This window comes from Microbacterium sp. 22195, from assembly GCF_052056515.1.
Taxonomy (GTDB): Bacteria; Actinomycetota; Actinomycetes; order Actinomycetales; family Microbacteriaceae; genus Microbacterium.
Window position 1 is genome coordinate 1,603,828 of record NZ_JBQEPE010000001.1, and the last position, 11,427, is coordinate 1,615,254.

Here is an 11,427-nt window from a genome sequence, read left to right on the forward strand (position 1 = left end):
TGCATCCTGGCCCGCGTCGCCCGTCGAAGCCGATCCCGATGTCCGTCGACGGCTCTAATCTGATCTCATGGCCGATCTGAACCGCGTGCGCGTCTGGGCACAGGCGCTGATCGACATGCACCTCGACGACACGTGGAGCTTCGACTTCGACCACGCCAAGCGCCGCGCGGGGCTGTGCGACTACCGGCGCAAGCGCATCACGGTGTCCCGCTACCTGGCCGCCCGGTTCGAGGACGACGAGATCCACCAGACGCTGCTGCACGAGGTCGCGCACGCCGTCGCCGGGCACACCGCCGCGCACGGCCCGGAGTGGAAGCGCGTGGCGAGGGACCTCGGCTATGTGGGCGGCACCACCCACCACGGCGAGACGGCCACCGAGCTGGCCCCGTGGGTGGGCACCTGCCCAGTCGGACACGTCACCTACCGGCACCGCCGCCCCGCTCGCGAGACGTCCTGCGCGCGATGCTCGCGCAGCTTCGACAACCGCTACCTGTTCGCGTGGACCCGCCGCGAGATCACGGCCGCCGACCGCCGCGCCGCCCAGCTCCCCCGCTGAGCTCGGCGGGATGGGTCAGGCCTGTTCGCGCGGGCCGCGGTAGCGGCGCACGAGCAGCGCGATCAGGCGCCAGCCGAGTAGGAAGACGCCCAGCACCACGGTCGCCACGATGATGAACGGCGCCTGCGCCGTGTCGCCCGTGGCGATGCGCAGCAGCATCCCGCCCGCCACCGTCACGACCCAGGCGACCACTCCCCAACCCAGCGACCACGGACGCCGCGGGCGTGCCGGCACCAGCATCGCGAGCAGATGCCCGACGAGCAGCGCGACGAGGAACGGCCACGCGGTGATCAGGAACCCGATCGGGTCCTCACCGTGCGACGCGCGCCCGATGACGGCGAAGATCAGCACCAGCACGGCGTCGAGCACGAAGGCGGGAAGGTACCTCATGCAAGAACCCTATGCGCATCCGCCGACGCCACGACGCGGCGCGCGGCGCCCGCCCGCAAACACGGGAACGCCTTCAGACGAAGCGCTCGAAGGCGCCGTCGCGCAGCATAGGGACGGCATCCACGGCATCCGGTTCCGCTGCTTCCTCCGTGGTCGCAGGACGGATGCCCGCCTCGAGCATCCGCGCGGTCGAGGCCACCCCGTCCACCAGCTCGCGTCCCGACCCGCTGGCCGCGAGCAGGTGCCGCAGCGCCCGGCGCAGCGCGCGGAAGGACTCGGCGGCCACAGCCGCATCGGGCGAGGAGTGGTCGATGCCGAGGTCGGTCAGCGCGGCGATCACGGCCCCCGCACCGAGCTGATCCTCGACGGCGAAGCGCAGGTCGCCGGCGGAAGCCCTCTCCCCCGCGGCGATCACGGTCACCGAGGTGCGTGCGGCGCGGCGCTCCTGCAAGGTCATGACGGCACGGGCGGTCGCCGCGGCGTTGCGGATGCCGCCGACCAGGACGATCGCACCGGTCTCGGCCGCCGCGGTCGCCACGTCGGCGCCGTTGGATGACCAGACCCGGGCATCCGCCAGTTCGACGGCGCCTCCCTCGGCGACGATGTTCGCCAGCGTCGATGAGAACCGCAGCACGTCGACGACGACGACGACGTCGGCCGGGGCCAGCCGGGCGAGCCCCTCGGCACCCCACTCGACGCGGACCTGGTAATGCGACTGATCGAACGGCGACGGCATCCCTTCAGCCTATTGCCGTCGATGCCGTCCCCCGCTCGCGCGACGGGCGAGCGGCCCGGCATGGATCAGGAACGCATCCCCGATCACCTCCGGAGATGCGTTCTTGATCCATCCTGCGGGCACGGATGCGTTTCTGATCCGCCCTGCGCCGGTGGGCACAGCGGTGCCGGCCTCAGTCCGCGGCGAGGGCCTCGACCGGAGCGACCCGGGTCGCCAGGCGCGTGGGCGTCACCGCGGCGATCACGGTCAGCAGGGCGGTGGCGACGACGATCGCGGCGACGGGCATCCACGGCACCGCGGGGTACACGAACCCGGCGGGCTCGAAGCTCGGCAGCACAGGCACCGCGCCCAGCAGGGACTGCGCGGCGATCCAGCCGTACACGACGCCGAGGACGAGCCCGGTCAGAGTCGCGGCGACCGTGATGTGCACGGCCTCCAGCAGCACCATGCGCCGCACCTGAGCGCCGGTCAGCCCGATCGCGCGCAGCAGTCCCAGCTCGCGGCGGCGCTGCACGACGCCGATCGTGAGCAGGTTCACCAGGCCCACGGCGGCGATCACGGCCGACACCGCCACGAGCACCATCATGATGTTCGCGAAGGCGTCCATCGGCGCGAAGAAGTCGGAGGGCACGTCGTCCGTCTGCCGCATCATGAGCGCCTTCGACGATTCCAGTGCGACGGCGAACATGGTCACGAGGGCGACGCCCATCACCACGCCGATCGCCATCCGGCTGGACCGCTCCGGGTAGCGCAGGGCGTTCTCCGCTGCGAGGCGCGCAGTCGCGCCCTTGCCGAACAGGCGGCCGACCAGTCGCAGCACGGGCGGCATGAACAGGGCCGCTCCGGTCACGATGCCGGTGAACGAGAAGACGCCGCCGAAGAACGCGACCACCACGCCGAGCGGGGTGATCAGGCCGATCACGACGCCGGCGGCCAGCAGCGCCGCGCCGATCAGGAGCAGCACGAGCGCGCCGACGTGCTTGCCGCGGCGGCCGGCGACCTCGTCATGCGTGCGCTCGACGGAGCCGCCCAGCGCCTGCAGCGGAGTGACGGTGAGCACCCGGCGCGAGCCGATGTACGCGGCGAGCCAGGTGGTGAGCGCGACACCGATGACGGGCAGCGCGATGCCCGGCTGCGCCAGCGTGACACTCTCCGGCACGCTCGGCATCAGGCTCTGGCCGATCAGCATCCCGAGGCCGGACAGCGCCAGCCCGACGACCAGTCCGATCGCGGCGCCGATCACTCCGACGACGAAGCCCTGACCCGTCACCTCGGCGCGCTGGGACCGGGCGGATGCCCCGATCAGCCGCATCAGCGCGATGCGGCGCGTGCGCCCGGCGATGATCGTGGAGAACGTGTTCGCGGTGACCACGGCGGCGACGTACATCGCGACCCCGGTCAGCAGCACCGACAGGATGATCACGACGATCGCGAGGGTCTCGCTGTCGCCGATGAAGGGGTCGGCCTGCAGCACGGCGCCGATGTACGCGGTGACCTCGACGAGGAACACGCCGAAGGCGGCGGCGAGCGCCGCGACGAGCACGCTCGCGCCCATGCCGCGCTCGCGCAGCCACGCCAGCCGAGGGCGGGTCGCGGCCGTCTCCGGCACGACCGTGCCGATGGCGGTGCCCGAGGCGACGGCGGTCATGCCGCCACCTCGGCCGCGAGCATGTACGCCGCGATCTGCTCGGCGCTCTGCTGCGGGTGGTCTGCGGTGATGCGGCCGTCGCCGAGGAACAGCACGCGGTCGGCGTGGCTGGCGGCGATGGCGTCATGGGTGACCATGGCGATGGACTGACCGTGCTCGCGGCTCGCGGATGCCAGCAGCTGCAGCACCTCGCGTCCGCTGCGGGAGTCGAGGTTGCCGGTCGGCTCGTCGGCGAAGACGAGGTCGGGCGCGGTGGCGAGCGCACGGGCGATCGCGACGCGCTGCTGCTGACCGCCGGACAGCTCGTGCGGTCGGTGGTTGAGGCGGGATGCCAGGCCCAGGCGCTCCACGAGGCCGTCGATGCGGGCCTTCTCGATGACGGACGGCCGGCGCCCGTCGAGCTCGAACGGCAGCAGGATGTTGCCGAGCGCGTCGAGGGTGGGGACGAGGTTGAACGCCTGGAAGATGAAGCCAACGCGGCGACGGCGCAGGATGGTCAGCTCGAGGTCGTTCAGGCCCGTGATCTCGGTGTCGCCGATCCACGCACGCCCCTCGGTCGGCGCGTCCAGGCCCGCCATGATGTGCATGAGCGTGGACTTGCCGGATCCGGACGGACCCATGATGGCCGTGAACTGGCCGCGGCGGATGCCGACGCTGATGTCGTCGAGGGCGCGCACTCCGGCGGCCCCGGCGCCGTAGGACTTGGTGAGGTGCTGGACGCGTGCGGCGAGGCCGAGGTCCGAAGTCGTGATCTCCATGTCATCGACGCTATTCGCGGCCTCCGCAGCGCCGCATCGCCCGCGGGGAGCATCCCGCGTACATCTGGAGGATGATCCCGGCGCGCGTCACACCCAGGCGTGCGTGGAGACTCCGACGAGGTTCCAGGCGTTGATCGTGACGATCAGCGAGACGAGTGCGCCCAGCTCCTCCGGCGAGAAGACCAGCGCCGCCGCCGCCCAGTCCGCGTCGGGCACGCGGGTCTCGGATGCCCGGGTGATACTCTCGGTGAGCGTGAACGCCGCGCGCTCGCGTGCCGTGAAGAGCGACGACTCGCGCCAGACCGCCACCGCGGCGATCCGGGCGAGGGTGTCGCCGGCCTTCTGCGCATCACCGGTGTGCAGGTCGACGCAGTAGCTGCATCCGTTCAGCTGCGAGGCCCGCAGGCGCACCAGCTCGCGGAGCCGGGCGTCGAAGCCGACGGCGTCCAGTTCCCGCACCATCGCATTGTCGAGATGCGCGAGCGCCTTGGAGAAGTGCGGGGCGACGGTGTCGACGTCGAGGCGGACGAGAACGGGGACGGGCTGATCTGTCGTGGTCATGGCTCCAGCCTCACGCGAGACGGATCATCTGTCCAACAGCTGATCCAGATCGCTATCATCTGTTCTGAATATGGAGATCCATCAGCTGCGCTACGCCGTCGCCGTCGCCGACACCGGCTCGTTCACTGCGGCCGCCGAGGCGGTCAAGGTCAGCCAGTCGGGCGTGAGCACGCAGGTGCAGAAGCTCGAGCGGGAGCTCGGCGTCGCGCTGTTCGATCGCAGCGGCCGCCGCGTGATCCTCACCGCCGACGGGGAGCGGATGCTGCCGGCGATCCGCGAGTCGCTCCGCGCCCTCGGCGAGATCCGCACGACCGCTGCGGACCTGCGCGGTCTGCTCCTGGGATCGCTGCGCGTCGGAACCGTGTCGGGGCTGACCTGGCCGCGGCTGTTCGACGCGCTCGGGGAGTTGCACGAAGCGCACCCGGGGCTGGAGGTGCGGCTGCACGAGGACACCTCGGAGGGCCTCGTCTTCGCGCTGCGCCACGGCGAGCTGGACATCGCCGTGGTCGCCTGGGCGCAGCATCCGCCGGCAGGGCTTGAGACGATCACCCTCTTCGACGACCCGCTCGTCGCCGTGGTCGCGCCGGACCACCCCTGGGCGTCGCGGCGCAGCATCCGCCCCGCCGAGCTGGACATGGTCGACGTGATCTCCCTGCCGCGCGGAACAGGGGACCGCGCCGCCCTCGCACAGCTGCGACCCGGCCTGGAGCCGCGCTGGGAGGTGTCGACCCCGTGGTTCATCGAGCGGCTCGCCGCACGCGGCCTGGGAGTGGGCGTCGTCAGCGATGCCACGCGACGGCGCTGGGACGAGGTCCGGGCCATTCCCGTGGACGCGCCCGACGTGCGCTCACGGCTCGGCATCGCCTGGCGTCCCTCGCCCTCACGCGCCGCGGAGGCGCTTCGCGCCCTGCTCGTCGCGCCCTGAGAGACGCCGTGTTCAGGCCAGGCCGTGCTCGAAGGCGAAGACGACCAGCTGCACCCGGTCGCGCAGCGCGAGCTTGGTGAGGATGCGGCTGATGTGCGTCTTCACGGTCGCCTCGCTGAGGAACTCGCGCGTCGCGATCTCGGAGTTCGACAGCCCCCGCGCCGCGAGTGCGAAGATCTCCCGCTCGCGATCGGTGAGGTCGGCGTAGCTCGGCGGCACCGGCTTCGTCTCGGAGGTGAAGTGCGCGAACAGCTCGCGGGTGGCGGATGCCGCGATGACGCTGGATCCCGATTCGACCGTTCGGATCGCGGCCAGCAGGAACTCGGGGTCGGCGTCCTTGAGCAGGAACCCGCTGGCGCCCTGCTGGATGGCGCGGGCGGCGGCCTCGTCGAGGTCGAACGTGGTGAGCATGACGATGCGGGGAGCGTTCGGCTGCCTCAGCAGCTCGGCCGTTGCCGTGAGACCGTCCATCACCGGCATCCGGATGTCCATCAGCACGACGTCGGGCCGGGTGCGCGCAACGACCTCGAGCGCCTCGCGGCCGTTGCCCGCCTCCCCCACGACGTCCATGTCGGGCTGCGAGCCGACGAGCATCCGCACCCCCGCGCGGAACAGCGCCTGGTCGTCGACGAGCACGACCTTGATCATGATGACCCCTCCTGGCCGGGGAAAGAACCCCGGCATCCATCTTTGCGGGTCGCGGTGACCACGACGTCCAGGATTACCGCGCGTTCGCGGTGCCGCCGGCGCCTACGCACCGATCGGGAGCGTCGCTCGGACGACGAAGAAGCCGCCCTCGTGCTGCGCGTTCAGCGTTCCGCCGACCAGCTGCGCGCGCTCGCGCATCCCGACCAGCCCGTGTCCGCCGGTCGGCCCCGAGGGCGCTGTCGCGACGCGGTTGCGCACCTCCACGTCCACCCGGTCAGCCCACCACGACAGCCGCACGTCCACATCGCCCTCGCCGTGCCGAAGGGCGTTGGTGAGCGCCTCCTGAAGGATGCGGTAGACCGCGAGCTGGATGCTTCCCGGCGGCTCCCCCGGCGGCATCGGATCCACCGTGACGCGGGGCTCGATCCCCGCCTGGCGCACCTGCGCGAACAGGGTCTCCAGATCGGCGAGGGTCGGCTGCGGGCCGTCGCCCTGCCGGTGCCGCAGCTGGGTGAGCAGCATCCGCACGTCCGACAGCGCGGCGCGCGCGGTCTGCGCGATCGTGACCATCGCCTCCTGAGCCAGCTCGGGCTTCGCGGCGGCCGCATACCGGGCGCCGTCGGCCTGGGCGATCACCACGGCCAGGGAGTGCGCGACGATGTCGTGCATGTCTCGCGCGATGCGCACCCGCTCCGCCTCCTCGGCGGCGGAGGCCTCGGCCTGCAGCTGCGCCAGGCGGGTCTGCCGGCCGTTGGCGACCGAGCGCCAGAGCAGGCCGGAACCCCACGCGATCACGAGCGCGAAGCCGATGCTCGTCGCCGCCAGCACGGCGATCATGGACACGCGTGCGGCGGCGTTCAGCAGCCCGTCCGACGTGATGACGGACGACAGCTGGAGGAGCGCGATGTACAGCCCGGCGACCACTCCACCGCCGAGGGCCGATGCCCCACCCCACCACAGCAGGCGGCGACTGCTCCAGGCGCCGGTGGCGAAGAGCACGGGGAAGACCGCGATGTCGAAGGCGAGGGGCGGGAGACCAGCGGCCATCTGGATGACGGCGGCGGCCCAGGCGATGGCGAGCGCGAGCGGCGGTGAGAGCCGCGAGATGGCGGCCGCACCCCACATCGCGACGGCGACGATCACCAGCACGCTCGCGGACAGCCATTCGGGCTGCACCCACGGGCTGAGCTGGCCGGCGCTGAACAGGAACGAGAGCGGCAGGGTGATCAGCAGCCCCAGCGCGCTGCCGACGACGTCGACGATGAGCCAGGTGCGGGAGACGGGGCGGATCACACTCTCACGCTACGGGACGCGTGCGCGGCGGGCATCCGCCTGGAGATGTATCCCGAAGCACCTCAGACCCGGGCGAGGATCTCGCCGTGGGGCACCAGGTACCAGCCGTCGCCGTCTGCGGCCCACGCGCGCCAGGCTTCGCTGATGCGCTTCAGATCGGCATCCGTCGCCATCCCGGATGCGGTGAGCTGGCGGGCGAGAGCGGACTCCAGGATGCGGTCGGCCCACATCCCTCCCCACCACTCGCGCTCCGCGGGCGCGGCGTAGCACCAGGTGGATGCCGTGGCGGTGACGTCGGTGAACCCGGCGGCGCGTGCCCAGGCGAGCAGGCGCCGGCCGGCATCCGGCTCACCGCCGTTGGCCCGTGCGGCCTCGCGGTACAGCCGCAGCCACTCGTCGAGCTCGGGCAGCAGGGGGAACCAGATGAAGCCGGCGTAGTCGGCGTCACGCACCGCGACCGTGCCACCGGGCCTGGTGACCCGCCGCATCTCGCGCAGCGCCTGCACGGGATCGCCGACGTGCTGCAGCACCTGGTGCGCATGGACGATGTCGAAGCTGTCGTCGGCGAAGCTCAGCGCGTGCACGTCCTCGACCGAGAACTCGATGTTCGTCGCGGCGCGTTCGGCCGCGAGAGCCTGCGACAGGCTGAGCGCCTCGGGGTTGATCTCGGTGGCCGTGACGCGGCCCACGCGGCTCGCGAAGTCGATGGTGATGGTGCCGGGGCCGGCCCCGACGTCGAGAAGGTGCGCGTCCGCGCTCAGGAGCGGCTCGAGGTATGCCGCGGAGTTCGCGACGGTGCGGGTGTTGTGCGAGCGCAGCACCGAATCGTGGTGCCCGTGGGTGTAGACGGCCATGCCGGTCAGCCTAGGCCGCCTGCGGGAACCCGCCGCACCGCGTTTCACGGAGGCACCGCGGAGGACGACTCACTCCCGGGGCGGGACGTCGTGGATCATCCGCCGGAGCAGCTCGCGGTCGGGCTTGCCGGATGCCAGGAGCGGGATCTCCCCGCCCTGCAGCTGCACCGGGCGGGCATGCCGGCCGATCTTCTCGGCGACGAGCGCACGCGCCTCATCCAGCATCCGTCCCCCGTCGCCGGCACCCCAGTCGGCGAAGATGATCGACGACTCGCCCCAGCGCTCATCGGGCATCCCCAGCACGACCGCCTGCTCGAGCCCCGGCACGCTGCGCACGACCTGCTCCACCCGGTCGAGGGAGATGTTGATGCCGCCGGAGACGATCACGTTGTCGAGGCGGCCGTGCACCTCGACCTCACCGTCGAGGATGAAGCCGCGGTCACCCGTGCGGTACCAGCGGGTGCCGTGGTCGGTCTCGAACACGCGCGCGGTGAGGGCGGGGTCGCCCAGGTAGCCGTCGGCGAGCATGGGCCCGCCGAGCCGCAGCTCCTCATCGATCAGCTGCACCGAGACGCCGTCCAGCGGGATGCCGTCGTACACGCAGCCGCCGGCGGTCTCGCTCGACCCGTAGGTGTGCACGTACGGGATCCGCAGCTCGGCGGCGCGCATCCGGATGACGTCGGACAGCGCCTGCCCGCCGACCAGGATCGCCCCGTGGGCCCGCAGCGCGGCGAGCACTCGCGGATCGTCCGCCGCGTCGACCAGGGCCGCCAGTTGAGCGGGGACGACGGAGATGTACTGGCTCCCGCGGTCGGCCGCGTCGATCAGGGCATCCGGGGTCAGCTTCCCGTCGAGCAGGATCGGATCGGTGCCCGCCAGCAGGGAGCGCGCCAGTACCTGCAGGCCCGCGACGTATCCGGCCGGGAGCGCGAGCGTCCACCGTCCGGAGCCGATCCGGTCGGCCGTCGCCGTTCCGCTCGCCCGCAGCGCGGACGCGCTGAGGATCACCCGCTTGGGGATGCCGCTGGACCCGGACGTCGCGATCACGGCGGCGGTCCCGTCCGGCACCTCGTCGTCGGATGCCGGGGCGAACCCGAGCGCGAGCGGCCGGGCGCCGTCGAGCGCCGCGGGCAGGGCCTCGAGCACCGCGCGCGGGTCGTCACCGTCGACCGGCTGCAGACGCATCGCGCCCCTCCGTCACTCCGGACGCGCTCCGCCCACCCGAAAGTCGCGTCCAGGTATCAGCTTCTGTCGTTTCAACGGCGTCATAGCGACAGAAGTTGATACCTGGAGCGGGCATGTCTGGGTCCGTCCGGTCAGAAGTGGTACGGGAACGGCGACCAATCGGGGTCGCGCTTCTGCAGGAACGCGTCGCGGCCCTCGACGGCCTCATCCGTGCCGTAGGCCAGACGGGTGGCCTCACCGGCGAACACCTGCTGGCCGACCATGCCGTCGTCCACCGCGTTGAAGGCGAACTTCAGCATCCGGATCGCCGTGGGCGACTTGGTCAGGATCGTCCGCGCCATCGCCAGCGCCTCCTTCTCCAGCGACGCGTGCGGCACGACCCGGTTCACGGCGCCCATCTCGTAGGCGCGCTGCGCGGAGTACTCCTCGGCGAGGAAGAACACCTCGCGCGCGATCTTCTGGCCGGTCTGGCGCGCCATGTACGCGGAGCCGTAGCCGGCGTCGAAGCTGCCGACGTCGGCATCCGTCTGCTTGAACCGGCCGTGCTCCGCGCTCGCGATCGTCAGGTCGCACACGACGTGCAGGGAGTGCCCGCCGCCGGCAGCCCAGCCGGGGACGACGGCGATGACGACCTTCGGCATGAAGCGGATCAGCCTCTGCACCTCGAGGATGTGCAGCCGCCCGGCGCGCGCCGGATCCTGCACGGCGGTGTCGGACTCGCTGTACTTGTAGCCGTCGCGACCGCGGATGCGCTGGTCACCGCCCGAGCAGAACGCCCACCCGCCGTCCTTCGGGCTCGGCCCGTTCCCGGTGAGCAGCACGGCGCCGATGCGCGGGTCCTGCCGGGCGATGTCGAGCGCGCGGTAGAGCTCGTCGACCGTGTGGGGGCGGAAGGCGTTGCGCACCTCAGGGCGGTCGAACGCGATACGGGCCACGCCGCCGTCGCGCGAGACGTGCGCGGTGATGTCGGTGTAGTCCGCGGCGCCCGGAGCGAGCACCCATTCCGCGGGGTCGAAGATGTCGGAGACGAAGTCGTCGGTCACGGCATCCAGCCTATTCCGGCACGACGGATGCCGAACCTCGTCGCGTACGATCTTCGGGTGCGCACTCCCCTGAAGAACCCGTCCCGTGTCCGCCTCGCACTGCTGGCGCTGAGCGCTGCGGCGGCGTTCGCCCTCGCCGGATGCGCATCGGCTCCGGGCGCCGCACCGCGGTCCTCCGAACAGCCGAGTGCGTCCCAGACCCAGGCATCCGGCGAGTGCTGCTACCTGCCGGGCGGACGCCCCTCCGCGAAGAAGGTGACCGCTCCCCCGGCCGATCCGACGACCACCGGTGACGCGCCCGTCACGGTCAAGACGAGCGCCGGCGACCTGGCCATCACGCTGGACGGGAAGTCCGCGCCGTGCACCGTGAACAGCTTCCTGTCGCTGGCCGCGCAGGGCTTCTACGACGGCACGAAGTGCCACCGGCTCACCACCCAGGGCATCTTCGTGCTGCAGTGCGGAGACCCGACGGGCACCGGAGCCGGCGGCCCCGGCTACTCCTACGCCGACGAGCTGAAGGGCACGGAGACGTACCCCGCCGGCACCCTGGCCATGGCCAACGCCGGCCCGAACACCAACGGCTCGCAGTTCTTCATCGTCTACGCCGACACACCGCTGCCGGCCGAGTACACGGTGTTCGGCCACCTCGACGAGGCGAGCACCGAGATCGTGGCCGGCATCGCCTCCGCCGGCACCGAGGACGGCGGGCCGGACGGAGCACCGAAGAAGCCGGTCACGATCGCGTCCGTCGCCCAGGGCTGATCCCGCCCTCAGCACCGAGCATCGGGGGGGGGGGGGGGGGGGGGGGGGGGGGGGGGGGGGTGGGTGGG

At 71.9% G+C, this 11,427-nt stretch carries 13 protein-coding genes; 3 read left to right on the forward strand and 10 right to left on the reverse strand.

Features of this window, described 5'->3' with window-relative positions:
- Positions 1–67: 67 nt before the first annotated feature.
- A complete protein-coding gene (locus ACTJJ4_RS07965) occupies positions 68–556 on the forward strand; it encodes a SprT-like domain-containing protein (protein ID WP_285634968.1) in 489 nt (162 codons plus the stop codon).
- Between the two features lie 15 nt (positions 557–571).
- On the opposite strand, the gene ACTJJ4_RS07970 is transcribed toward ACTJJ4_RS07965, so the two are convergent.
- The 5 genes from ACTJJ4_RS07970 to ACTJJ4_RS07990 form a co-directional block, all read right to left on the reverse strand.
- Complete coding sequence (locus ACTJJ4_RS07970) at positions 572–946, reverse strand: DUF3054 domain-containing protein (protein WP_440942778.1); 375 nt, start codon at positions 944–946, stop codon at positions 572–574.
- 73 nt (positions 947–1,019) lie between these two features.
- Positions 1,020–1,682, reverse strand: coding sequence for a 2-phosphosulfolactate phosphatase (locus ACTJJ4_RS07975; protein WP_440942779.1), 663 nt, complete (start codon positions 1,680–1,682; stop codon positions 1,020–1,022).
- Positions 1,683–1,854: 172 nt separating this feature from the next.
- A complete protein-coding gene (locus tag ACTJJ4_RS07980) occupies positions 1,855–3,330 on the reverse strand; it encodes an FtsX-like permease family protein (protein ID WP_440942780.1) in 1,476 nt (491 codons plus the stop codon).
- Positions 3,327–4,088 (reverse strand): ABC transporter ATP-binding protein, encoded by a 762-nt coding sequence (locus tag ACTJJ4_RS07985; RefSeq protein WP_292699577.1) that lies wholly within the window; start codon positions 4,086–4,088, stop codon positions 3,327–3,329. The genes ACTJJ4_RS07980 and ACTJJ4_RS07985 overlap by 4 nt, the downstream gene beginning before the upstream one ends.
- 87 nt (positions 4,089–4,175) lie before the next feature.
- Positions 4,176–4,649 (reverse strand): carboxymuconolactone decarboxylase family protein, encoded by a 474-nt coding sequence (locus ACTJJ4_RS07990; RefSeq protein WP_440942781.1) that lies wholly within the window; start codon positions 4,647–4,649, stop codon positions 4,176–4,178.
- 70 nt (positions 4,650–4,719) lie between these two features.
- Between ACTJJ4_RS07990 and ACTJJ4_RS07995 the strand changes: the two genes are divergently transcribed.
- Positions 4,720–5,574 (forward strand): LysR family transcriptional regulator, encoded by an 855-nt coding sequence (locus tag ACTJJ4_RS07995; protein WP_440942782.1) that lies wholly within the window; start codon positions 4,720–4,722, stop codon positions 5,572–5,574.
- A 12-nt stretch (positions 5,575–5,586) separates the two neighbouring features.
- Here the strand turns inward: ACTJJ4_RS07995 and ACTJJ4_RS08000 are convergent, their stop codons facing one another.
- The 5 genes from ACTJJ4_RS08000 to ACTJJ4_RS08020 form a co-directional block, all read right to left on the reverse strand.
- Positions 5,587–6,222 carry a response regulator gene (locus ACTJJ4_RS08000; RefSeq protein WP_440942783.1) on the reverse strand — a complete coding sequence of 212 codons (636 nt, stop codon included), beginning with the start codon at positions 6,220–6,222 and terminating at the stop codon, positions 5,587–5,589.
- Between the two features lie 102 nt (positions 6,223–6,324).
- Positions 6,325–7,515, reverse strand: coding sequence for a sensor histidine kinase (locus ACTJJ4_RS08005; RefSeq protein WP_440942784.1), 1,191 nt, complete (start codon positions 7,513–7,515; stop codon positions 6,325–6,327).
- A 62-nt stretch (positions 7,516–7,577) separates the two neighbouring features.
- Positions 7,578–8,369 carry a methyltransferase domain-containing protein gene (locus tag ACTJJ4_RS08010; protein WP_440942785.1) on the reverse strand — a complete coding sequence of 264 codons (792 nt, stop codon included), beginning with the start codon at positions 8,367–8,369 and terminating at the stop codon, positions 7,578–7,580.
- A 69-nt stretch (positions 8,370–8,438) separates the two neighbouring features.
- Positions 8,439–9,554, reverse strand: coding sequence for an AMP-binding protein (locus tag ACTJJ4_RS08015; RefSeq protein WP_440942786.1), 1,116 nt, complete (start codon positions 9,552–9,554; stop codon positions 8,439–8,441).
- Between the two features lie 131 nt (positions 9,555–9,685).
- Positions 9,686–10,597 carry a 1,4-dihydroxy-2-naphthoyl-CoA synthase gene (locus ACTJJ4_RS08020; RefSeq protein WP_440942787.1) on the reverse strand — a complete coding sequence of 304 codons (912 nt, stop codon included), beginning with the start codon at positions 10,595–10,597 and terminating at the stop codon, positions 9,686–9,688.
- Positions 10,598–10,654: 57 nt separating this feature from the next.
- Here ACTJJ4_RS08020 and ACTJJ4_RS08025 point away from each other — a divergent pair, with 57 nt between their 5' ends.
- Positions 10,655–11,359, forward strand: a complete 705-nt coding sequence (locus tag ACTJJ4_RS08025) for a peptidylprolyl isomerase (protein ID WP_440942788.1) — start codon at positions 10,655–10,657, stop codon at positions 11,357–11,359.
- Positions 11,360–11,427: the final 68 nt, after the last annotated feature.